17 protein-coding genes and 1 tRNA gene are annotated in these 24,649 nt (G+C 50.6%); 12 read left to right on the forward strand and 6 right to left on the reverse strand.

What is annotated here, in order from left to right:
• Positions 1-238 precede the first annotated feature (238 nt).
• The 3 genes from A1332_RS09545 to A1332_RS24745 all read left to right on the forward strand — a co-directional run bounded on the left by A1332_RS09545 (position 239) and on the right by A1332_RS24745 (position 3,152).
• Positions 239-2,536, forward strand: coding sequence for a DNA internalization-related competence protein ComEC/Rec2 (locus A1332_RS09545; RefSeq protein WP_064008266.1), 2,298 nt, complete (start codon positions 239-241; stop codon positions 2,534-2,536).
• Positions 2,537-2,642: 106 nt separating this feature from the next.
• Positions 2,643-2,957, forward strand: coding sequence for a PilZ domain-containing protein (locus A1332_RS09550; RefSeq protein ID WP_228375618.1), 315 nt, complete (start codon positions 2,643-2,645; stop codon positions 2,955-2,957).
• Between the two features lie 12 nt (positions 2,958-2,969).
• Positions 2,970-3,152: a YbdD/YjiX family protein gene (locus A1332_RS24745; RefSeq protein ID WP_081733713.1), complete on the forward strand. Its 183-nt coding sequence runs from the start codon at positions 2,970-2,972 to the stop codon at positions 3,150-3,152.
• Between the two features lie 386 nt (positions 3,153-3,538).
• Here A1332_RS24745 and A1332_RS09555 read toward each other — a convergent pair whose 3' ends face one another.
• The 5 genes from A1332_RS09555 to A1332_RS09575 form a co-directional block, all read right to left on the reverse strand.
• Positions 3,539-4,240 carry a hypothetical protein gene (locus A1332_RS09555; RefSeq protein WP_064008267.1) on the reverse strand — a complete coding sequence of 234 codons (702 nt, stop codon included), beginning with the start codon at positions 4,238-4,240 and terminating at the stop codon, positions 3,539-3,541.
• 773 nt (positions 4,241-5,013) lie between these two features.
• The gene (locus A1332_RS09560; RefSeq protein WP_064008268.1) at positions 5,014-6,762 is read right to left on the reverse strand and encodes a DEAD/DEAH box helicase; all 1,749 of its coding nucleotides are present in this window, start codon (positions 6,760-6,762) and stop codon (positions 5,014-5,016) included.
• 121 nt (positions 6,763-6,883) lie between these two features.
• Positions 6,884-7,858: a COX15/CtaA family protein gene (locus tag A1332_RS09565; protein ID WP_064008269.1), complete on the reverse strand. Its 975-nt coding sequence runs from the start codon at positions 7,856-7,858 to the stop codon at positions 6,884-6,886.
• A gap of 14 nt (positions 7,859-7,872) precedes the next feature.
• Positions 7,873-8,715, reverse strand: a complete 843-nt coding sequence (locus A1332_RS09570) for an HDOD domain-containing protein (protein WP_020481918.1) — start codon at positions 8,713-8,715, stop codon at positions 7,873-7,875.
• A gap of 14 nt (positions 8,716-8,729) precedes the next feature.
• Positions 8,730-9,683, reverse strand: coding sequence for a YgfZ/GcvT domain-containing protein (locus A1332_RS09575; protein WP_064008270.1), 954 nt, complete (start codon positions 9,681-9,683; stop codon positions 8,730-8,732).
• Positions 9,684-9,760: 77 nt separating this feature from the next.
• On the opposite strand from A1332_RS09575, the gene A1332_RS09580 reads away from it, so the two are divergent.
• From A1332_RS09580 to A1332_RS09590, 3 genes are read left to right on the forward strand one after another with little or no spacing between them, the layout of a single operon-like run.
• Positions 9,761-10,192, forward strand: a complete 432-nt coding sequence (locus tag A1332_RS09580; RefSeq protein ID WP_157203984.1) for a protein YgfX — start codon at positions 9,761-9,763, stop codon at positions 10,190-10,192.
• Positions 10,192-11,061, forward strand: a complete 870-nt coding sequence (locus A1332_RS09585; protein ID WP_064008272.1) for an HDOD domain-containing protein — start codon at positions 10,192-10,194, stop codon at positions 11,059-11,061. The genes A1332_RS09580 and A1332_RS09585 overlap by 1 nt, the downstream gene beginning before the upstream one ends.
• Positions 11,061-12,254 (forward strand): sensor domain-containing diguanylate cyclase, encoded by a 1,194-nt coding sequence (locus tag A1332_RS09590; protein WP_064008273.1) that lies wholly within the window; start codon positions 11,061-11,063, stop codon positions 12,252-12,254. The genes A1332_RS09585 and A1332_RS09590 overlap by 1 nt, the downstream gene beginning before the upstream one ends.
• 96 nt (positions 12,255-12,350) lie before the next feature.
• Here A1332_RS09590 and A1332_RS09595 read toward each other — a convergent pair whose 3' ends face one another.
• Complete coding sequence (locus A1332_RS09595) at positions 12,351-12,962, reverse strand: tetratricopeptide repeat protein (RefSeq protein ID WP_064008274.1); 612 nt, start codon at positions 12,960-12,962, stop codon at positions 12,351-12,353.
• A gap of 103 nt (positions 12,963-13,065) precedes the next feature.
• Here A1332_RS09595 and A1332_RS09600 point away from each other — a divergent pair, with 103 nt between their 5' ends.
• From A1332_RS09600 to recD, 6 genes are all read left to right on the forward strand, one after another.
• The gene (locus tag A1332_RS09600; protein ID WP_064008275.1) at positions 13,066-13,932 is read left to right on the forward strand and encodes a hypothetical protein; all 867 of its coding nucleotides are present in this window, start codon (positions 13,066-13,068) and stop codon (positions 13,930-13,932) included.
• Between the two features lie 141 nt (positions 13,933-14,073).
• A complete protein-coding gene (gene ychF, locus A1332_RS09605; protein ID WP_036278667.1) occupies positions 14,074-15,165 on the forward strand; it encodes a redox-regulated ATPase YchF in 1,092 nt (363 codons plus the stop codon).
• A 52-nt stretch (positions 15,166-15,217) separates the two neighbouring features.
• Positions 15,218-15,295: transfer RNA gene (locus tag A1332_RS09610), tRNA-Met, on the forward strand.
• Between the two features lie 217 nt (positions 15,296-15,512).
• Positions 15,513-19,010, forward strand: coding sequence for an exodeoxyribonuclease V subunit gamma (recC, locus tag A1332_RS09615; protein WP_064008276.1), 3,498 nt, complete (start codon positions 15,513-15,515; stop codon positions 19,008-19,010).
• Positions 19,007-22,699 carry an exodeoxyribonuclease V subunit beta gene (recB, locus tag A1332_RS09620; RefSeq protein ID WP_064008277.1) on the forward strand — a complete coding sequence of 1,231 codons (3,693 nt, stop codon included), beginning with the start codon at positions 19,007-19,009 and terminating at the stop codon, positions 22,697-22,699. The genes recC and recB overlap by 4 nt, the downstream gene beginning before the upstream one ends.
• Complete coding sequence (gene recD / locus A1332_RS09625; RefSeq protein ID WP_064008278.1) at positions 22,696-24,648, forward strand: exodeoxyribonuclease V subunit alpha; 1,953 nt, start codon at positions 22,696-22,698, stop codon at positions 24,646-24,648. Before recB ends, recD begins: the two co-directional genes overlap by 4 nt.
• Position 24,649 lies beyond the last annotated feature (1 nt).

Genomic DNA, 24,649 nt, shown 5'->3' on the forward strand with positions numbered 1-24,649 from the left:
AGCGACAGTCCGCCTGCGAAGCAGTCTTAGGCGCTATAAGTTAAAAAAGAAAATTCGCCAGGCACGGCAACCGGCTATTTTGCAGGATTAATTCGATAACAACCAGCTTGTGACACCTGTTGATCCGGGGATAAGTTTAAAAATTCGACTAGACTGCGTTAATTACGCCTGGCGGCGTAGTTTATCTGGTAGATAAGATGGGATGTTTAGTAAAGGATAAAGTTGGGTCGGAGACACAATGAATGTGACCAGTTTAATGTTTCTGGCAGGGATTGTTACCGTACAACAATTCAGTCGCTTACCCAGTACGTTCGAATTGTTCGGTATGAGCATTTGCTGTTTGCTCTTGGTTTATTTACGTAACTGGCGAGTTTTCGCGTTTGTTGTCGGCGTGTTTTGGGCGAGTTTATATGGCAGCTGGCGGCTGTCCCAGCAATTGCCTGACGCTTATCAAAACAGGGAAATCAAGGTACAAGGATATATTGCCAATCTGCCGCAACAACAAGAGCAGCGAACCAATTTCGATTTTATCGTCACGGCGCCGTCCGGCGATTTTCCGGATAAAATTCGTCTGAGCTGGTATTACCCGCAATTTAACTTGGCTGCCGGGCAGAGCTGGGAGTTCCAGGTAAAACTGCGCAAACCGCACGGCCGCCTCAATCCCGGCGGCTTTGATTTCGAAGCCTGGTTATTTGCCAACCATATTGGTGCAACGGGTTATGTGCGCGACAAACCTGTGCCGCAAATTGTGAGTATTTCGCCAAGTATCGGTCAATATTTTGCCCAATGTCGGCAAGCGATTGCTGACCGACTGGACGCTGCTTTGCCCGGCAGCGCGCAGTTGGGCATCATAAAAGCACTGACTATCGGCAGCCAAAACGCGATTACCCAAGAGCAATGGCAAGTGTTCAGAATCACGGGTGTTGTGCATTTAATCGTGATTTCCGGTTCGCATATTAGTTTGATCGCCGGCCTGATTTATCTTTGGACGAGAAGGTTTTGGGCCTGGACTGGGGTGCTCAGAATCTCGCCGCAACGCGCGGCGGCTTTATGCGCCTGGCTGGCTGCGGTGTTTTACGCCGGTTTGGCGGGATACTCGGTGCCAACTCTGCGTGCGGTGATTATGCTCAGCGTGGCGCTAGCGGCAATCGCCTGGCAACGTAACACCGGGCCGATGCGAATTTTGTTATTGGCGTTGCTGGCCGTATTACTGTTCGATCCATTGGCCGTGTTATCGGTCGGCTTTTGGTTGTCATTCGTGGCAGTGGCGCTATTGATTTACGTGTCGGCGGGCCGATTGGGGAGACCCTCGTACTGGCGAGAAGCCGGTGGTGCGCAATTGGCTACGGCGGTGGGCTTATCGCCCTTATTGATCGTGTTTTTTCAGCAGGTATCGTTGATATCGCCTGTCGCTAATTGGTTGGCCGTGCCGGTTATCGGCATATTGATCGTACCGCCGGCATTGCTGGCGGTGTTGTTACTGTTCATCTGGCCCGCGCTGGGTGCTCTGTTGCTACAACTCCTGGACTATATACTGCAAGGGTTGTGGTGGTTGCTCTCGCACATGTCCGAATTGCCCTTAGCCAGCATCTATTGCCTCCCGCCGCCGTGGTATGCGGTTGGATTGGCGGCCTTCGGTGTGCTCCTGCTGTTAGCGCCAAGCGGCTTTCCATGCCGGTATTTAAGTCCGTTACTATTTTTACCACTGATAATCGTGCAGGTGGAAAAACCGAAACCCGGTGAAGCCTGGCTGACTGTGCTGGACGTGGGCCAAGGTTTAGCGGCCGTGGTACAAACGGCGGAACATACTCTGGTATTCGATACCGGTGCGCGTTATTCGGAATATTCCGATATGGGCGATTCAGTGATTTTGCCGTTTTTACGCGAGCAGGGTATCGCTAAGGTCGATAGCTTGGTGATTAGTCATGGCGACAACGATCATAGCGGCGGCGCGGAGTCGATATTTGCCGAATTGCCGGTAGACAAAGTCATCAGCAGCGTTTCGGAATGGGCCGCACGCGAACACGGGGAGTATTGCCGGAACGGACAAATCTGGCGCTGGGACGAGGTAACTTTTAAGGTACTGTCGCCGCCGGAAAGCGGCTTTGTCGGCGATAACGATAACTCCTGCGTAGTACAAATAAGTAGCGCACGGCAGCGATTTTTGCTGACCGGCGACATCGAACAAGCGGCCGAAACCTGGCTGGTGCGCGAGTACGGTGACGAACTTGCCAGCGATGTATTATTGGCACCGCATCATGGCAGTAAAACATCTTCAAGTCGTGCTTTGCTTGAAAAAGTTAATCCCACGCTTATTTTGGTCCCTGCCGGATATCAAAACCGCTTTGGTTTTCCGCACCGGCAGATTATCGAACGCTATCGCCAACTTGGTATCGCTTGGTTGAATACGGCCGAGCAGGGCGCTATTTCAGTGCGTAGTGGACTTGAAGGGATTCAGCCGACAGCGGAACGAGCGAAACGGCAACGCTATTGGCGGGCACCCGTGCCGAATCGGCAGAGTATTGATGTCAGATAAATTTTGCCGTGTCGGCGTTTCTGCCTATACTCTCAGGACCAAAATATGGAGCATTACAGTGGAGAATGAAAACCGTACCAGAATACGTTTTAATCCGGAAGGACTCGTGGCACACATCATCATCGAACCGCCACCGCCCGGCGGTGAAATCATCATCGACGGCCAGGTCGTGGATATGAGTTACAGCGGTATTAAAATTCGTTTGAAAGAACCCCTGGGGCAAGCGGTGGACGAGGCCGAATTGCGGATTTCCATCATCCTGCCGGAATCGCGGGTGGCCATGTCGATACACGGCAACATCAAACATATCCGCGAAGACCGCGAATGCGGCTTGCAATATAACCCGAACAAACACAGCGAAGACGAATTTGACGATCTGATGTTCGAATGCGTCAAGTTGGTTCCGCAGCGTAAAGATTAATTGGACTGTGTAATGAGCGCGTTCATTCTGAGTTTGCGATCATTCTGGCGCCACCTCAACGGCGATGCCGCTTATGAACGCTATCTACGACACTGGCACGAGCATCACGCGGAACAGCTTCCGCCGTTAAGTCGAAAAGCGTTTTTTGCGGCTGAAACACAGCGTAAATGGAATGGCGTGAAGCGGTGTTGCTGAATTTAATTGTGGCTTGAAATTACTCGCGCCAAAAGTTATAGGACTACTTTACGACCCGAGCCGGTAATTACAGCCATGGAAATCCAGTTCAATTCGATCAACTTGTATCGAACACAATTTTGGTATGGCGAGCCGCAAGGCAATAAAAAAGGCCTAGGTTTTTCAACCTAGGCCTTTGGTAGTAAGACGCAACCCACTAGTTATAAATATCAAATTTACATTTAGAATTTTTATCAAACTAACGTCTGGCAATGTCGGCCGCAATAAAAACAGTACCAATAAATCTATTTTTAGTTATCGCCGACATATATTAGCTACGGCAACCAACAACTGACTGAAATCATTTCTCTGAACAACAAAACTAAATTCACCATCTCTTCGTGGGGTCAAGCCATATTTGCACATTGACTCTTGAAGAGGTGAACTTTTTTGCCACTAAACGCGAGCAGCGAAAATGACCCCACAATTAGCAACAACAATATCTCTGGCTCAGGAATCACTTGAAGGTATACGCCCCCTACGGACTCACCTGGAACCCCCGTTATGTTACCCCAGCCTTCAACCGCAGCGGATGAAGGTCTAAAATTGCCGAGTAAATCTATCTCGTCACCATAACTTTTCTGATTCGCTGTTGAACCTGGAGCCCCTGTTTTAAGTATAAAAGTGCTACCAGTGTCAGTACTCGAAGTGATATCCAGTAAATAGGCATTTTGAATACTACCGAAATAATATTCCGCAGGGGTACTAAAGTAAAATAGGTTCGTTGTCAAATTCAAGAGTTCACCGTTAGCCCGTTCATTAATAGTAAAAAGCGGATTAAGCCTCGGATCACCGTTGGGAAGGTTCACCATTGGGTTAACGTGGTAGTCACCCTGGATACTACCGTTTCCGAAAGCTGCAGTCTGATAATCCGGAGGATTGTTCGGAGGGCTAAATGGATCCTTACACCCCGCTTCATTGCCCGAGCATTGAAAGCTAACTATAGGCGCCCCAGGATTTGAAATATCAATTTGAAACCTATAGTTACTCGCCGATGCACTGCCTGTTGCCAGAAACAATACCATTATGCCAAATAATTTCTTATACATATTATTTACCTATTCAATAAATATTAATTTAATTCCCTATCACATACTAATTTTGTCCTGCAACTCTTTGTTCCTTTTGTACAGCCATATTCAACTTTGTTTACTATGCCTCCTATAAAATTTAAGACCTTTCTATTCGTCAAATTACAAATGACAACAGAAGCATAATGTCGAGTATTTTTGCGTAGTAGATCACGGAATTTATGAATTATCTACTGAGTATTTATGTAGGAATATTTTGTTTTATTGTCATCGGCCTGCATTCAACAGGAGGAAGCCACCGGGTCGGCGAAGCGGCGCCATCCAGGCAGGAAATCCCTGTGGCAATGCCGTTAAGTGAAGGTTTCACCGTTCGCCCTGAGTTTGTCGACGGGGATGGGCGGTTAAGCCGTTTATAGTTCGACAAGGTCAGCACGAACGGCTTAACGTAACGCCATTGGGGTGGCCTCTATAGAGAGAAATATTTTCGTAACTATTCTGCAAATCGCAAAACCCGGCAAGTCGCTGAAAGCTTGCCCCCTCTCGTGATTGAGAGGGCTGGGGTGAGGAGAATTAAACTCGCAAGTGCCTTATTTTGATTCCCCTCACCCTGCCTCTCCCGCTGGAGAGTTGTTGTGCTTCGTGTTGAATAATGACAAATTTTCAAAGCAGATTTGTCAGTGGAGTCCGGCTGCTACGATTTAGCTACGGCAATAAAAAAGGCCTAAGTGAAAAACACCTAGGCCTTTGTTAGTTACCGATCTGGCGCGGTGGCAATCGAACCGCGACCTTATTTATTCCGCTTGGTCTTTGTTTTTGCCGCGTCTTGACGGTGAACCGACCCGTTTTTTGCTTTTGTCTTTTTTTACCAAATCAGGGTCGAATTTGGAAATATCCAAGGGTTTGCCAACTACCCGGACTTTTTTCAGAGCCTGGAACAAGTCTTTGGGCATGCCGGCAGGCAACTCTACGGTGCTGTAGTGCTCCTCGATTTTGATGCGGGCGATGTGGTCGCCGTCTATACCGGTTTCGTTGGCGATGGCGCCGACGATATTGCCGGGTTTTACGCCGTCGCTATGGCCCACTTCGATACGGAAGGTTTCCATTTCCACCGCGCCGGCGCGGCCTTTTTCCCGTCTCGGGCCTCGTTCACCACGATCATTGCGGTCGGAACGGCCTTTTTCTTCCGCGTCTTTACGTGGTTTCTTGCTGGGCTCTTTCATTAACAAAGGCGTATCGCCTTGTAACAATTTGGCCAGGGCCGCCGCAACGTCCAATGCCGGTACGTTATGCTCAACCTGATATTGGTTGATCAATTGGTTGTAAAAGCTGAGTTCCTCGCCGGCCAGGGTGTCGGTAATCCGCTGTTTGAAACGGTTGATGCGCGCGTTGTTAATAAAGTCGGTGGAAGGCAATTGCATTTCTTCGACTTTTTGTTTAGTGGCTTGCTCGATATTGGCCAGCAGGCGTTTTTCGCGCGGTGAAACAAACAAAATCGCGTCGCCGGTGCGGCCGGCGCGACCGGTACGGCCGATACGATGGATATATGATTCGGTGTCGTAAGGGATGTCGTAGTTGACGACATGGGTGATACGATCGACGTCCAGGCCGCGAGCGGCGACGTCAGTGGCGATCAGAATATCCAGTTTGCCGCTTTTCAGATTATCGATGGCGCGCTCGCGCAGGGCTTGCGACATGTCGCCGTTGATGGCCGAGGCGGAAAAACCGCGCGCTTCCAATTTTTCGGCTACTTCGATGGTAGCGGTTTTGGTTCTGACGAAAATAATCATGCCGTCGAAGTTTTCCGCTTCCAAAATCCGGGTCAGGGCGTCCATTTTGTGCACACCGCTGACAAACCAGTAGCGTTGGCGAATATTGGCGGCGGTGGCTGTTTTGACCTTGATCGTAACTTGTTCGGGATTGTTCAGGTATTTCTGCGCAATTTTGCGAATCTCGGTCGGCATGGTGGCCGAGAACAGCGCGGTTTGACGTGTGGATGGGGTCTGTTCCAGAATCCATTCCACATCGTCGATAAAACCCATCCGCAACATTTCATCGGCTTCGTCCAGTACCAGTGTGGTGAGTTGGTCCAGCTTAAGTGTGCCGCGACGCATATGGTCCATAACCCGGCCGGGTGTGCCGACCACGACATGGGCGCCGCGACTCAACTGGCGCAACTGGCTGGTGTAATCCTGGCCGCCGTAGATTGGTAATACGTGAAAGCCTTTAATATGCGCGGCATAACTTTGAAACGCCTCGGCAACCTGTATCGCTAACTCGCGGGTTGGGGCTAGCACCAAAGCTTGCGGGTCTTTTTGATTAAGATTGATACGTGACAAAATCGGTAAGGCGAATGCGGCGGTTTTGCCGGTACCGGTTTGCGCTTGGCCCAACACATCGCGACCAGCCATCACGAACGGAATAATCTGTGCTTGAATCGGAGAAGGCGTTTCGTAACCGACACTTTCCAGCGCTTTTAATATGGGGTCTGAAAGCGATAAATCTTTAAAGGAAGGCGTGGCGGAGGAGGGGGTGTCGGACATTAATAATACCTGTAGAAAAAAAGAGAGTTGCCGGCCATGGGCTAGCTATGCCCGGCATTGTATCGCAACTTGGCTCGATATTGCTTAACTTATTGATAATTACCGTAAAATCCTGGCTTGTCTAGCTTGCTTTCCGGGAAGAGTAATTTAAGCAAATAAAGATGAAAAATTGCGCGCCAAAAATCAGATTAGCCATTAACAGATGTACCGGTTGAGCGACGGCGGGAAAACCCAGTCTGTCGAGGCTGACGCCTGCCAAAATGGCGGTAACGATCAATCCCATTAACACATAAGCGGTGCGCAACAGCAGGCTACGTTTGTCGGCTTGCTGATAAATTTTCCAGGCCAGCCAGAGGTTGGTAAACAAAATGATCGATGAAAAAGACCGGTGAATATAAAAAATGATCGGAAAACTATCACGCCAATATTGCCTGTCGATGTAGCTGTGCTCATGGGCGATGTAATCCACTGCTTCCCTGACTTGGGTGCCCATTGCCACTTGCAACAAGGTCATGGCCATGGCAATTTTTAACACCAAAGCAAAGCGCGGTGTCAGCCAATGGCTGTCGATGGCTTCCAGGAGTGGTTTTTGCGATCTGGCAATGGCGTAGATGAGTAGCGCAACGATAAACAGGGCCAGCAGCATGTGCAGCGTTATCATTAATGGCTTCAGGTTGCTTGCTACCACGGCTGAACCCAGCCAACCCTGAAACCCGACCAGCAGAAAGACCGATAACGCTAAATAAAAAATCGCTTTGTCGGCTTTCAGATAAACCCGCGATGTCCAGGCGGTGAGAAAAATCAGAAAACCGATAGTCACGCCGACCAGGCGATTAGTGTATTCGGTCCAGGTTTTTACAGGGTTGAAGGCGGTGCTTTCATAACCGCGCGCAGCATAAATTTCGTGGTAGTTGGGTGGCAGTTGTGATTCGTGAGTGGGGGGAACCCATTGCCCGAAGCAGGTCGGCCAGTCCGGACAACCCATACCGGCTCCTGAGGCCCGGACAATGCCGCCGACCAGAATCACAAAATACACGGCAAAGATGGTAAGCGTACCTAAGCGGCGAAAACGGGCGGCGTCTTGGGCGTCTATCATATGGTTTTTTTGTCTCAAAGGAACATTGAGTGGGCGAGTTCGATCTCTTCCGAGACTCCTTCAATTTCCAAAATTTCGGTATCGGGTTGGATACCCAACTTAACGAAGGCAGGTACGGTGTTCCAATCGACGCGGCAGGCAGGGTGATCGGTGCCGGCGATGCTTTGCAGAAACGCGACTTGCACTAAATCGACATAATCGGCTTTAGAGCCTGAGTCGCGCTGAAAATCCACATACTCGGAAGGCACCAGTTTAAGTTCTTCCGGGAAATTCCAGGTATTCATGATCAACTTACCGACATGCGGGTGGGCTTTTTCCAGCAGCTTGTCTAATCGGGATGGGCTGTCTCTAAACTCCGGAATTTTCTCGACCAGTGTGAGTATCGGCAATTTACCGATTTGATGGATCAGGCCGGCCAGCATGGCTTCATCGGCGTTTAAATGCGGCACGAATGCAGCCAACGCGCGGCTGATCGCGGAGACATTGACGCCTTGCTCCCAGGTGCTGCGGAAATAGCCTTCCAGCAACGCCGTGGTAGGGGTAAACATTTGCTGCATGATCAAACTGGTGATCAGTGTGCGAATGGTGTTATTGCCGAGCCGGGTTACGGCCATTTGAATATTTTTGATTTCCATGGTGCCGCGATACAACGGGCTGTTGGCAACTTGTATCAAACGGGCGGAAATGGCGGCGTCGGTCGCGATGATCTCGGCCAAACTTTGCGCAGTGGCATCGCCTTTACTGACAGCATCGCGGACTTTGATGGCTACATCCGGCAAGGTAGGCAGGATTAATCGGTTGGCGTCCAGTTCCGCTTGCACATGGACTAAAAAGTCTTGAACAGATTTGAATTGCATGGATTAAATTTCCGCTATTGATCCGAAATTATCGCGATAGGCGTACGATAGTCGTCATCAAGTATAAGGTGTTTTGGCAGTCCATCAACTATTTGCAGGACGAGCAGCGCACGGTTTATTCCGGTCCAGACAGCGTGAGTCAGTACGCACCCCATATTTTGCTGAGAACTGCCGTTCAACACCTTACAGCCGTTAATGATACCGTTCGGTGATTGTTGGCATTCGGCAATAAACAGCGCGCGTTTGACTTTGCCCAAATAGTGACTGCGGGCCACGATTTCCTGGCCTGTATAACAGCCTTTACTAAAACTGATGCCGCCAAGCTGGTCAATACCCAACATCTGCGGAATATGTTGTTCCGATTGGCTAATATCGAACCAAGGCAGGGCAGTGGAGATGTCCTGATAGCGCCACTCGTCCAGGCTGCCGGATTCGAAATCGTGTCGGCTGCGTAGTAATCCGGTAAATTCATTAATCTGATCAGACGTACCCAGCATCAGGTGACGCGGTGCCCCTGGTAACTTAATGGTCGTTAACGGTATTTGCCCGATTGCAAAATTGTCTGTTGGAACGTCAAATTCAGGCGAAAGACCCGATATGCCCAGGATATGCAGGTTTCCGGTTTGATCATGCAATTTTGCATCGGCTCGCAACACGTACATCCGCAATTTTTTTAACACGGTGTCGAGCAAGTCCGCAGGCAGTATCAGGTAAAAAGACGCTAGCGATTTAACCACCAACAGCGTACTGATGACACGGCCTTTGGCGTTACAGAATCCGGCTATACTGGCTTGCGATGCCGATAAATCGTTAATATTGCATGTTAACTGGCCTTGTAAGAGTTTTGCGGCATCCTGACCGTAAACTTCTATGAGGCTCAGGCCGGTGGATGCGAATACTTTTCTGGGTAAAGCAAATGCACTGGGTTCGCTAAAAGCGTTAGTGTTATCTGTCCGGTCTTCAAGCATGGCGGCAAGGTTTGTAGGAATACATGAACATAATTTAGCAGGGTAGTTTACCTTAGCGCGAAAAAGGTGCGGCGATTGTGTCGAAAAATCTTGAACAGAGCATGAATTTTACAGTGGGGCGATCAGGGATGCTGATATTCATCGTTAGCGCCATCCACGCGGTGACGCTGGTGGCATGTTGGTTAAACGCGCTACCGATACCTTACAAAGGCTTGCTAACGATGGCAGTATTATTAAGCTGGCGAAGCAATATGGCATCCGGCGAAATTGGCATCGCTTATCTGCGCTATACTCCTAAGCATGGATGGTCGCTGCTTGGAAATGGCGATCATTACCAGTCTATCGAGATTCAAGCGTCAACTGTGGTAACCGGATTACTAATCGCGCTGCATTGGGTGCATGATAAAGGGAGGCGTCAATCGATGATAATTCCAAAAGATGCAATGAGTAACAACGATTACCGCAAACTCTCGGTTTGTTTAATTATTTCAGGTCATGGTCATGGTTGATGAATGCCGATGTAAAGCAAACAATTGAACTGCAAATGAGTTCGCTGAAAAACTTGCCGGTTTTGCCCGAGGCGAGTTTGCGAATTCTGGATGCTATTAACACGCCGGACATACCCATAGAAAAACTGGCGGATGCCTTATCGTTATCACCTAGTTTAGTCGCCAGATTGCTTGGATTAGCGAATTCGGCCTATTTTGCCCGAGGCAGAAATGTCTCCGACATTCGTACTGCCATTTTTCAGGTCCTGGGCCTGGATTTAGTTAAAGCCTTGGCAATGGCAATTATTTTTAATGTCCAATTTGATACGCGTAAATGCCAAGGATTCGACGCCGAGTATTTTTGGATACGCTCATTAACAACAGCGGTATCCGCGCAAAAATTGGCAGCTGAAGTCCCGCAATTGCGCGAGTTTACGCCATCGACTATTTATTCAGGCGGGTTGTTGCTGAATATCGGCATACTGGTGCTCGGCTATTTGCAACCCGAAGAGCTGCATGACATCTTTGTCGAGAGCAAAAAGACTCGCTTGTCGGTGAGCGAGGGAATTTCTCGACAAATGAGGCAGAGCCATTATCAAATAGGTCATTTTTTATTGCATAAATGGCATTTGCCGGCTTTGTATCAGCTTCTATTACAAAATTATGAAAATAAGGATTTTGAGGGTACAGAGCTGCCCTTATTGATTTTATTGAGGATTTGTGAGCGGCTAAGCGCAATCGTGATTGCCGGCGAGCCTATTAATCTGCAAGAGATTGAGCCGGAATGTCGGAAAATTGAGTTACCCTTGGAAAATATACGTGAGCTAGCCGAACAACTGGCAGAAAATCAGCCTGCCATGCAAAAACTTGCAGCCATCATGGGGAATTGATGAATCAGCACAGCGCAGACAGTCAAGATGCCAAACTAGCGGGCTTCGGCATGCAGGATTTGCTGATCGACCTCGTCAATGCGCTGTCCGCAGTCAAACAATTATCCGAAATCGACTATCAAGTCGATGACGAAAAAGCCCTTATCAGGCAAGCTTTGGCAAGCCTTATCCAATATCAAGATATGGAACGCTGCTCTTTTTTCATCGTGGACAGTGAAGGTTTGTTAAGCAATGTTGCCGGCATTAGCGTGCGCGAGCTTGGCAATGCTGAACCAAATATTGATAGGCCTTTGCGCTTTAAAGTCGGGGAAGGCTTGATTGGCGCAGCAGCCGCCACCGGTGTTTTGCAGCATTGTCAAAATTGCCATGAAGATAAGCGATTTGAAAAAACTGGAAACTTCAATCAATCACCCGGCTCAATTATCAGCGTACCGGTATTTACCTTCAATCGCACCCTGATTGGCGTTTTAAACGTATCGCATCCGCAAGCACATTATTTCAGCGATTGGCATATCCGTTTATTGGAAGTCTATAAAAACATTCTTGGTCAGCTCATCACCACTCGCCGCCTGGTTCAGCAAATGGAACAGCAAATTGCGTCCAGGACTGCCGAGCTGGAGAGCTTGGTCGCGGAAACCAACCAGCTGAAAGATCATTTTGCCAGTATGTCCATGCATGACCAGTTGACGGGCCTGCATAATCGGCGATTTTTTTACGACCAAGTCGAAGTTGTTATCGCTCATCATAAGCGCTACAAAACTAGTTTTTGTCTGCTGGTTATGGACATCGATCATTTCAAAGTGATTAATGATCGCTTTGGGCATTTGTTCGGTGATCAAGTACTAACCGGTGTCGCTAATGCGTTAAAACGGCAAGTGCGCAATACCGATATTTTGGTGCGTTTTGGTGGCGAAGAGTTTGTAGCGATTTTTACCAACACCCGCTGTGATAGCGGTAAAACATTTGCGGAACGTATTCGGCAGGAAATTAAAAACCTGGAATGGTCTGTCAATAAAGAGGTGGTTAAATTGACCCTGAGTATTGGCTTATATTGCTTAAATAGCGATTTAATTCAATCCGAACAAACGCCTGACATCGACCAAATGATTAATTACGCCGACGCCGCCTTGTATCAAGCTAAAGCCAGCGGCCGAGATAAGACGATAGTATTCGGTGAAGCCCGATCAGATTAGCGTTAAATATCTGAATTTCCCACTAAGTATAAAACCTGGAATTGTTGTCAGTCCCGTACTTGATTTTATGTAATGACGTATCTTGGTCTGTTTAGATTAATACAAATACCAGCGCCCGGTTCCCCAGTACCAATTGTAGCGATAGCCGGTATGCCAGCTGTTGTAAAAAATCTGTTGCCATCGCCTCCGCCACTGATAATCTGCTTGCTCCGATTGGCGGGCTTTTACAGCCTCTTTAAGCAAGGTATTGGCTTCCTTGTCGCCTTTACTGGCCGTGATGGATAACCATTTTTCAGCCTCGCCCGGATCGGATCCCATTTCACCAAGACCCGTCAGATAAACCCTACCCAAAGCTTTCTGAGCATCGAAGTTGCCTTTCTCGGCGGATTCACGCATCCATTTGATCGACTTATAGGTATCTTGGCGAACACCGTCAGCTCTAAAGAAACGCAGAGCCAAATCATAAGCGGCACGGGGGTCGTTTGCGGCCAGCTCTTCAAGCGCTTTGATTTTTGCAGCGTCTTCAGCGGACATCGCCGGTTCCGGCTGAAAAGAGGCATAGTCTTTAGGGCGATCCGCACACCCATTCTCGTCGCAAATTCTAATGGTGTCTGACTTAACTTGTTTTTCTTGATGTGTACACGCTACCAGGCCAAACGCTACGAATAATACAAACATCGTTGGCAAAAAAGGCTTTTTTAAAAGCATGAGTATTTCCTTTTTCTTTTTATAAGTTTTGGTCTATTATCGCTCGAATTTTTTAGTTTGCTAGGCGTTATTAACTGAATGGCAATTTTTTGGAGTTTTTTGGATGAGCGTTAAATCAATTCGAGATTTATCAATACTAGTCTCTGTTTTTGCTTTTGCCGGCTGCGCGCAACAGCCTGGTTTGCAGACAGGTGGTAGTTCAAATTTAGTCTCCGGCTCTGCCGGCGGAGCGACCAGCGTCAATGCCAATAAGTCGTTGGAACGTTGCGCTAGCCCGTTGGGTACCTTAGCGGTTAGCGATGGTCGTTTTTCTGGAGCATCCGGTGTAACCACAGTTGATCCGTTAATCCGGTTAGCGGTACAGCAATCCAACTGTTTTATTATCACTGGTATCGGCAATATGAGTACCAGCGCCATGTTGGATAGAATAACCGACCAACAAAGAAACTCCGGAGAATATCGGTCAGGTTCAAAACAACATAAAGGCCAACGTGTTGCCGCCGACTATTTACTTGACCCGCAGATTATCGTCGCTAACGAATCGACAGGCGGACAAGGAGGCTCCATCGGGGCCGGATTAATCGGTGCCGGCTTAGGTGCTGCCGGTTTAGGCGGTCTGGGCGCCATTGCCGGAGCGGTTTCGCATGCCGTGGAAACTAGAACTACCGATGTGGCTCTGACACTGACCGATATTCGTTCAACCGTACAGATAGCTATTTCCCAAGGCAGTGCCACCGCCAATAATATGAGTACATCGGGCGGCGGCGCGTTTGGCGGTTGGGGTGGGCTTTTTGCCGGCGCGGCAGGCGGTAGTATCGGCATGTACAGCAGAACACCGGAAGGTATAGCCACTGCAGCAGCCTTCTTTGATGCTTATAACAATATGGTCCAATCGCTCAGAAATTATAAGGCACAAGAAGTACAAGGCGGTGCGGGCAGTGGTCAAGGCGGTGTTTTGCAAGTCAAATAAGCAACCGATAGCGCATCGTTCGCAAGCGATGCGTTTCTCCTTGTGTCGGCGCGGTCGTATCCCTAAATACTCTGTATAATCGCGCCCGCACTCTGCCGGTTTATCCGGTTCCTGTTAAATTAATCCTTCTGTATAAAATTCATGGCACTACACTGCGGAATCGTTGGGCTGCCCAACGTCGGTAAATCAACTCTATTCAACGCGCTGACCAAAGCCACCATTGCGGCTGAAAACTATCCTTTTTGCACGATAGACCCAAACGTGGGTGTGGTGCCAGTTCCGGATCCGCGCATGGATAAACTGGCGGCAATCGTCAATCCCGAGCGCGTATTACCGACCACTATTGAGTTCGTCGACATCGCCGGTTTAGTGGCTGGTGCTTCGAAAGGAGAGGGCTTGGGCAATCAGTTTCTGGGTAATATCCGCGAAACGGATGCCGTCGTGCATGTCGTGCGCTGTTTCGATGACGACAATGTGATTCACGTTGCCGGCAAAGTCGATCCGATCAACGATATCGAAGTCATCAATACCGAATTGGCTCTCGCCGACATGTCTTCTGTCGAAAGAGCGTTGCAAAAAGCCGCAAAAGCGTCAAAGTCGGGTAATAAGGACGAACTGGCGAGAAAGGAAGTTCTGGAACGGGTGCTGGAACACCTCAATGCCGGTGAAGCCGTGCGTACTTTAGGTTTAACCGAAGATGAAGCCAAGCTTATCAAGGAATTGTGCCTGATCACGATCAAGCCCACTCTGTATGTTGCCAATGTGCAAGACGACGGTTTTGAGAACAATCCGATGCTGGACAAAGTCAAAGCGTTTGCCGAAAAGGAAGGCTCCAAGGTCGTCGCTGTCTGCGCGGCCATAGAAGCGGAAATCGTGCAACTCGATGAAGACGAAAAGAAAGAATTTCTCGAAGACTTGGGTCTGGAAGAGCCAGGCTTGAATAGAGTCGTGCGTGCCGGCTATGAGCTGTTGAATCTCTCGACTTATTTTACGGCCGGCGTCAAAGAAGTCAGAGCTTGGACCATTCCAGTCAACGCCACCGCTCCGCAAGCTGCGGGAGTAATTCATTCCGATTTCGAAAAGGGGTTCATCCGCGCCGAAGTTGTGTCTTATGCGGATTTTATAGCTTACAACGGCGAACAAGGAGCCAAAGACGCCGGTAAATGGCGGTTGGAAGGCAAGGAGTACAAAGTCCAGGATGGTGACGTGATGCACTTTCGTTTCAACGTTTGACAATAGTAAAGACGCGTCCTATAATGCGCGTCTTTTCAAAGCTGTTCCCAGTGGCGATATAGCTCAATCCGGTTAGAGCGCGGGATTCATAACCCCGAGGTTCCAGGTTCGATCCCCGGTATCGCCACCATTTACAGCTGTCGCAGTACAGAGAATAACCATAGGCTTTAAACACAAGAGCTTATGGTTTTTTTATGCGCGTAGCTTTTGTCACATTCTCAGCATTACCGGGCAAAGCTACGGTTAGGCCTCTTGAGGCAAAGATATTCATTTTTAACCCCCCTCGATGGCCTAGTCAAAAGTGGCGATAATAGCTACACCGCTCTCCTAAACTATTTCTGCCTATCATGCCTGCATCAGGTCACGCACATTCCCTAGATAACGGCATTGCCGTGATCCACTCCAATCAACTAGAAGAACTCCGCGATGTGGTCGAGTACTGGCTACGACAGCATCCGTTGCTGCCCTTGGAAAACGAAATTTTTCTGGTGCAGAGCAATGGCATGGGGCATTGGTTAAAGCAAAGTCTGGCGCACAATTCCTCGTTGGGCATTGCCGCTGCGATGAAAATGCAGTTACCGTCTTTGTTTATCTGGAGCATTTATCGTTCGGTATTGGGCGAGCAGATTCCCACCGAGCAACCGTTAGCCAAGGACCCGTTGATCTGGCGTTTATATCGATTGTTGCCACAGTTGCTGAAACAACCCGGCTTCGAAACGCTGGCCAGTTTTTTGACCGATGATAGTAATTGCCGTAAACGTCATCAACTGGCCGAACAACTGGCGGATCTGTTTGATCAATACCAGGTGTATCGTTCCGATTGGGTGTCGGATTGGGCGGTGGGGCTGGATGTGTTGCGCAACGGGCATGGCGAGAGCAAACCGCTGCCGAGTTCGCAACTCTGGCAAGCCGCGTTGTGGCGGGCGGTGCTCGATGATTTGGGTGCGGAATCCTCGCCGTTTGCCAGCAGGGCGGCGGTACACGCGCAATTCATGACTCGGATCGATACATTAACGGAACGGCCGGCCAATTTACCGCGCCGGGTCGTATTATTTGGCCTATCGTCCCTGCCGCAGCAGTCACTGGAAGTGCTGGCTAAGTTGGGCCGATTTTGTCAGATCGTGTTGTTTGTGCATAACCCTTGTCAGCACTATTGGGCCGACATCATCGAAGATAAGGAATTGCTCAAAGCTGAACGCCGCCGTCACTCGTACAAATCGGCTATGAGCGCCACATTAAGCGATGCGGAATTGCATTTACAGGCCCCGCCATTATTGGCGGCCTGGGGCAAACAGGGCCGGGATTATATCCGCTTGCTGGATCATTTCGATGAAACTCAAGCCTACGCCAACTGGCATTGGCCAGACAGCAAAATAGACATGTTCAAAGACTACGGGGACGCAGGACAGCGCAGTTTGCTGCAACATCTGCAACAATCGATTCTGGATCTGGAACCGTTACCCGAGCAACCCGTTTTGCTGGCAAATGCCGACGAGTCGATTCAGTTTCATATCGCTCACAGCCCACAGCGCGAAGTCGAAATTTTGCACGATCAGTTGTTGGCGCGTTTCGATAGCGCCCAACGACACGGTAATCCTTTGTATCCGCGCAATATCATTGTGATGGTTCCGGACATCAATACCTACGCACCGCATATCCACGCGGTATTCGGGCAAATTCAAAGCGACGATCCGCGTTATATTCCCTACAGCCTGGCCGATCAGCAGCAGCGCGGACAAAATCCGCTATTGCTGGCAGTGGAAGCGTTGCTGAATTTACCGGAGTCGCGGTTTGCGGTCAGCGAGTTTTTGGGTTTGCTGGAAGTGCCGGCCTTGCGGGCGCGGTTTGAGATTGACGAAACCGCGATACCTAAACTGCATCAGTGGATAGAAGAATCCGGGATACGCTGGGGCTTGAACGCCCTGCAACGCGCACAACGGGTCAATATGCCCGGTGACTTGCAGGCCAATACCTGGCAGTTTGGGCTGAAGCGGATGTTGCTGGGGTATGCGGTCGGTGCCGGGGCGGCTTTTGATGAGATTCAGCCTTACGAAGAAATCGGCGGCCTGGATGCGCAATGGCTAGGCGGTTTGGCGTTTCTCTTAGAAACCCTGGAAAAATACGCAGAGCTGTTGCGACAGGAATATGCACCTAGCGAATGGCTGCAAATATTATCCGAATTGCTGGACGATTTTTTTCAAGTAAGCGACGAGCGCGAACGAAAAACCCTGGAAATCCTTACCAGTTCGCTGGCTAGTTGGTCCAGGTACTGCGGACAAGCTGGTTTAAGCAGCGCGGATTTATTGCCCATTCATGTGGTACGCGAGGCCTGGTTGGCTGGCGTCGACGAACCTTCCTTGCATCAACGCTTTCTCAGCGGCCGGGTGAATTTTTGTACATTGATGCCGATGCGCGCGATCCCATTCAGACTGATTTGCCTATTGGGTATGAACGACGGCGACTATCCGCGCAACCAGCAAGCGCACAGTTTCGATTTGATGAGCCAGCGCGGCCAATACCGGCCAGGCGACCGCTCGCGCCGGCAAGACGATCAATATCTGTTTCTGGAAGCATTGTTGTCGGCACGCGAACAGCTTTATATCAGCTGGGTTGGGCGCAGTATCCGCGATAACAGCGAGCGGCCGCCTTCGGTGCTGATTAGTCAATTACGCGATGTGCTGGCGCAGGGCTGGGTGCTTGCCGATAAGCCCAACTTGTTGGAGACAATTACCGTCGCGCATCCTTTGCAACCGTTTAGCGAAGCCTATGTCCGGAAAAATCGCGATCAACGGCTTTTTACCTATGCCCGGGAATGGTTTACACCTGCCGCAGCTCAGCAGTTTAGCGGGCGGATCGTGTCAGGCCCGGACGATAAAACCTATGCCTTGACCTTGGAATCGCTGGCGCGGTTTTTGCGGGCGCCGGTAAAAAGTTTTTGCAATCAAACCCTGAAGTTTGGTTTCGATGGTCAAACGGTCACTAGTGAAGACTGCGAACCGTTTGGAATCGATAGTCTGCAAGCCTATTTATTCAGCGATGAACTGCTGCAAGGTTTAACCGCAGAGCATCCGGACGACACGGAAGAATTCCTGTCGCGGCAGCTAGCCGCGATGATGCAGAAAGGACAACTGCCCTTGGGCGGTTTCGCCCAGGCGAGTTTCGCGGCCATGGCCGAACCGGTCAAGTCGGCTTGGGAGCGCTATCGGACGCTGGTGTCGGAGTGGCCAGAAACTTTAGAACCGCATTTGCTGCAATTTGCGCCTTTTGCGTTGGCCGGCGGCGTTACGGTGCAAGTGACCGGCGATCTCAGTCTATTGCGCCGCCAATCCCAGCAAGAACAAGCCGGTCTGTTGCATCTGACGGCGCAAAATCTGTTGAACAAGGACAAATCCATCAAATACCAAAATCTATTGTTGCAGTGGTTACAGCATTTGGCGGCATGCGCCGATAATTTGCCGGTTAAGACCTTAGTTATCGGTGCCGACACGGTGATTGAAATGCCCGTTGTCGAGCAAGACGACGCCTATCAGCACTTGCAAAACCTGGTTGCCGCTTTTCACCACGGCATGCAAGCACCGTTGCCGGTCGCGTGCAGAACCGCATTTTGCTGGCTTGCCGCCCCCTCGGAAAGCGCGCTGGAAAAAGCCCAAGCCAGATATTACGGAGACGAATGGAATGCCGGCGAAATCCATTACGATGCCTATCTGGCCCGCTTCTTTCCAAACTTTGCCAGTTTGACTGCCTTTAACGCGGATAAGGATTTTTACTATTGGGCACATAGCTTGTATCGGCCGATGTTTGCGCATATCCGGGAATTGCCTGGGGCAGGGGAGGCGTCGGCATGACCAGTGCCATTCCGCTCAACCCCATCGAATTTCCGTTGTCCGGGACACGCCTGATCGAAGCCAGCGCCGGCACCGGTAAGACTTACACCATCGCCGCCCTATATGTACGGTTAATCCTGGGACACAATCCCAATTGTGCTGAACCAAGCCGATATCTATTGCCGCCGGATATTCTGGTAGTGACCTTCACCGAGGCCGCCACCAAGGAATTGCGCGAGCGGATTCGCGAGCGCTTGAGTCAGGCTGCGCGATTTTTTCGTCAGCAATTAGCGACTACGGACTCATTCTTACAAGACATCCGCGACTGTTATGTAGAGCAAGACTGGCCGGCATGCGCCTGCCGTCTGGAGTTGGCGGCTAACTGGATGGACGAATCAGCCGTTTACACCATCCACAGTTGGTGTAACCGCATGCTGCAACAACATGCTTTCGATAGCGGCAGCTTGTTTAGGCAGGAGGTCAATACCGACGATACTGAATTGTTAAATGAGGTGGTGCGGGACTATTGGCGGAGTTTCTATTACGAAATATCTAATGACGCCGATTTTCCAAGCGTGTATTCGGTGTTCAAACATCCGGACGAGTTACTGCTAGCAGTGCGTTCATTGCTGGGCAACGCCGAGCCGATACCATTTAGCCTTGCCGACGGTCAGCCCATCAAGGACTTGATTTATGCGGTGGTGTCCATTAGGCAGGCTGAGCTACAGGCCATAAAAGCGCCTTGGCTAAATTGGTTGCCTGAAGTACGCGAACTACTGGAGGCGGCCATAGAATCCAAAGTGCTGCCGGCAAAAAATTACAACTCGGCTAACCGCCGCAACTGGCTGGACAAAATCGAGGCATGGAGTTTGGATCCATTGCAAGACACGCTGGACATAGGCAAGGGTTTTGAGAATCTGTCGCCGGACGGCATGGCAAAGTTAGCCAATCCCGGACAAACACCGCCGCACCATCCCGGTTTTGCCGCGATAGGCAGATTACCTGCGCAACTCGCGGCGCAGCCGAGTTTAAAAGTCGAGCTAATCAAACACGCCGTGCATTGGATAAGGCAGCGTTACGATTTTGAAAAACAGCGCATCGCCAGAATGACTTTCGACGACATGTTGATTCGTCTGGATAACGCGCTGCAAGGCCGTAACGGCGAAAGATTGGCGGAAGTGATTCGCCAACAATATCCCATCGCGTTGATAGACGAGTTTCAGGATACCGACCCGGTGCAATACCGGATTTTTTCTACGCTCTATGCCACGCCAGCTGCTGGTGATTCCGCTTGTTTAATGATCGGCGACCCGAAACAAGCCATCTATTCGTTCCGGGGCGCGGATATTTACACCTATCTGAAAGCGCACCGTGATACCCAAGGCCGGCATTACACCTTGGGCACCAATTACCGCTCCACCCAGGCACTGGTCGACGCGGTCAATCAGACGTTTTTGCAAGCTGATCAGCAAGAGCGTGGCGCGTTTTGGTTTAAAACTCCACAAGATAATCCTTTACCCTTTCTGCCGGTCAAGGCTCAGGGGCGCGACGAGGTTTGGGTTATCGATAATCAAGCCGCCCCGGCGCTAACGCTATGGCATTGGGAAAGCGAGGATGCGGTGGGCATGCCGGCTTATCGGGAAACGCTGGCCGAGGTAACGGCCAGTCAGATTGTCAAATTGTTGAGCGCGGCTGATGCGGGGCAAACCGGGTTCAAATCGGCATCTGGTTTTCAAGTCTTGCAACCCGGGGACATCGCTATCCTGGTCCGTAGCGGCAGCGAAGCCAGGGCAATTCGCAACGCTTTGGCGCAGCGGCGCTTGCGTAGCGTATATCTTTCCGAACGCGATTCCATCTTTGCCAGCGCCGAAGCGGTTGACATGTTGCTTTGGTTAAATGCCTTAGCCGAGCCGCGTAACGAGCGCAAGGTGAGGGCGGCGATAAGTTCCGCAACCTTCGGCTGGTCTTACCAAGCGCTGCATGAACTGGCCTTGGACGAACCCGGCTGGGAATCGCATCTGGAACGTTTTTTGGTTTATCAACAACGCTGGCAACAGGACGGCATTTTGCCGGCCCTGCGGCAGCTGATTAATGATTACGGTTTGCATGCCCGCCTTTCTGCCGACAGCGACGGCGAGCGCAGCATCACCAATCTGCTGCATCTCGCCGAATTGTTGCAACAAGCCAGCATGCAGATGGAAGGCGAGCAAGCCCTAATCCGGCATCTGGCCGAAGCGATAGAGGCCGGCGGCAGTCAGGCCGGCGACGACGGCATCATCAGGCTGGAAAGCGATGCCAACCTGATTAAAGTCGTGACCATTCATAAATCCAAAGGCCTGGAATACCCGCTGGTGTTTTTGCCGTTTATTTGCAGTTTTCGGGAAGTGGGTGGTCGCTTCAATACCTATTACCGTTATCACGACGAGAATCAGGATTTACAAATCGACCTGCATAAACAAGAGCGTATCAAAACCATCAGCGAAGAAGAAAGGTTGCAGGAGGATTTGCGTTTACTGTATGTGGCGATGACCCGCGCCCGCCATGCTTGTTGGTTGGGTATAGCGCCGGTCAAGTCGGGTAGTACCAAGGATTGCCAGTTGGAAAAATCCGCGTTGGGCGCGTTGCTCAATTGGCGGACCAAGCAGCCGATCAGCGAATTAGCATCGCAACTGCTCGAGCTGAAAGGCAGCTGTGAAGCGATTTCGATAGCGCCTTTACCGGAAAGTGACGATGCACGCTACAGCCTGGTCTTGGCAAACGACGGCTGCGACGATGCGCGCGTTCCGCTCAGCAAAGTAGCCAGCAATTGGTGGATAGCCAGTTACAGCGCCTTGCACATCGCGGACCGACCGACGCTGGCAGAAGATCAGCCTCGGCTGTTGCCGGAGTTGGAAACTGCCCATGACGATAAGCAAAGCGACGAAGCTCAAACTGTTGCGGCGGCAGTCAGCACACCGCCACTGTCCGGTGTCCACGGTTTGCCCAGGGGCGCCGGCCCCGGCGTGTTAATTCATGACCTGCTTGAGGAATGCGCGCAACTGGGTTTTGCCAGCGTGTCGGCAACTCCTGCCCTAAGACAGGAGTTGATCCAAAAGCGTTTTACCAGTAGTGAATGGGAGAATAAACAGGCCATCATCGGTTCGGCCCTGGCGAATTGGTTGAGCATGCCCTTGCTGGAGGGCAACAATCTCAGCTTGTCTACCCTAGACGCCCATGCCTATCAAGCCGAACTGGAATTTCTGCTGGGTGCCGAGACGGTTGACACTGTGGAACTGGACCGCTTGGTCAGCCGCCACACCTTCGGCGGACAAGTCCGTCCCGGCTTACTGCCCGGCCAAGTAAATGGGCTGTTAAAAGGTTTTATCGACTTGGTGTTCGTGCACGATCGGCAGTACTACGTGGTCGATTATAAATTCAACAGCTTGGGTGTCGACGACGCGGCGTATACCCAGGACGCCTTGACTGCGGCCATGTTGACTAAGCGTTACGATTTGCAAGCCAGCCTGTATTTGCTGGCTTTACATCGCTTGCTGAAAGTAAGGCTGGGCAATGCTTACGATTACGATATGCACATCGGCGGGGCACTGTATTTGTTCTTAAGAGGCACCCAAGGTCCGACGGCGGGGCGTGTATACGATAAGCCGCCCAGGATCTTGATCGACAGCTTGGATATGTTGTTTTCGGCGTCAAAAGACGGAGCTTATGCATGATTCGGCAAGCAGCGGTAATAGACATCATGCAGCACTGGATTGCAAAAGGTTGGTTGAGTCATTTGAATCGGGCCTTCGTTGGCTTTTTGTTGGAACTTGAGCCTGACGCAACCGAAGCCGTGCTGTGGGCGGGAGCCTTGGTCAGCCATCAACTGGATAGAGGCGAAGTCTATCTGGACTTAAAAAAACTCTGCGAGCAGCCCGGTATGACGCTGGCTATTCCCGCTGATGATGCTTGGGTGGTCGAGCAGGATGAGGCTGCGGCCGAATTGGCGCGCTTAAAAGTGTATAACCTTGAGGTCTGGAAAGCTGCGCTAACGCAATCAAGGCTTGTGTCGTTTGGAGAGGGCGTTACGCCGCTGGTTTTGGCTGGCAATCGATTGTATTTGCGGCGTTACTGGCACTATGAACAGATCACACAAGCCTGCATTATGCAACGTTTGCAACCGGTGCGGGATAGCTTGCCGGAGTCTTTGTCGGAACGATTGCAACGTTTGTTTCCAACGAGCTCGGAAAGCCCGGATTGGCAGAAAATCTCTTGTGTCCTGGCTTTGCGGGCGCGATTTGCCATTATCACCGGCGGACCGGGTACCGGTAAAACCACAACGTTAACCAAGTTGTTGGCCTTGTTGATCCATTTAGCGCAAGAAGATAGTGAGAACCCCAAAACACTGAATATTTTACTGGCGGCGCCAACCGGTAAAGCGGCGGCCAGAGTCAGCGAGTCGATTGCCAAAGCCCTAGACAATTTGGCTGTCGATGAAAGCATCAAGCAATCTATTCCCAGAAAAGCCAGCACTTTGCACCGTTTACTGGGCAGCCGGCACGATTCGCGGCGCTTTCTGCATAATCGCCACAATCCGATTGTCGCCGACATTGTGATTGTCGATGAGGCGTCGATGATAGATCTGGAAATGATGGCATCGCTGTTGGAGGCCTTACCGGCAAACGCTCAGTTGATCTTGTTGGGCGACAAGGATCAATTGGCGTCGGTCGAGGCCGGCTCGGTGATGGGCGATTTATGTCGTGGCGCCGAACAGGCCGCTTATGATTCGGCTACTTTGGCCTGGATTGCTGACTATGCCGGAGAACGGCTTAAGCCTGCCGCAGCATTAGGTTCTGCTATCAATCAACAAACTATCATGTTGCGTCATAGTCATCGTTTCGATGAGCACAGCGGCATAGGACAATTGGCTAAAGCCGTGAATCAGGGCGATGCCTTGCAGGCTCAGGCGATCTTAACCGACACGGAACGCTACCCGGATTTGCGACCCGAACCGCATGCAGAATACATGGCCTTACGGCAACACCCAAGCCCGGATGCCGCCAATAGCCTGTTAAGAAAGTTGGTGATTAATGAGGGTGGCCTGGGTTATGGATATTATTTGGCGCAAATCTGCGATTGCCGGCCAAAAACTGCGGAGCGATGCGACGAGTGGGCCCTGCAAGTGTTGGCAGCCTTCGATGCCTTTCAGGTGTTGTCGGCATTGCGACGAGGGCCGTGGGGCGTAGAAGGGCTAAATCAGCGTATCGAAGAGTGGCTGTTTGCGAGATCCAAACAGGCGCTCTGGTATGAAGGCCGGCCGGTCATGATCACTCGCAACGATTACAATCTGGGATTGATGAACGGCGACATAGGGATCGCACTGCGAGACAGCAGCGGCAAAATGAAGGTGGCCTTTCCGAATACCGATCCATTGGCGGCGCTGAAGATTCGTTGGGTATCGCCGATGCGTTTGCCCGATGTGGAAACGGCGTTTGCTATTACCGTGCACAAGTCACAAGGTTCGGAATTTAACCATGTGGCCTTGGTGTTGCCGGAAAATATCAGCCCGGTGATCACACGCGAATTGATTTATACCGGCATCACACGCGCCAAAGAAAGTTTCACTTTGCTGGAAAGCAGCGACGGGGTTTTTTCTAAAGCTATTTTGACCTGCCGTAAATAGT

The sequence above is a fragment of the Methylomonas methanica genome (genome assembly GCF_001644035.1).
Classification (GTDB): Bacteria; Pseudomonadota; Gammaproteobacteria; order Methylococcales; family Methylomonadaceae; genus Methylomonas; species Methylomonas methanica_A.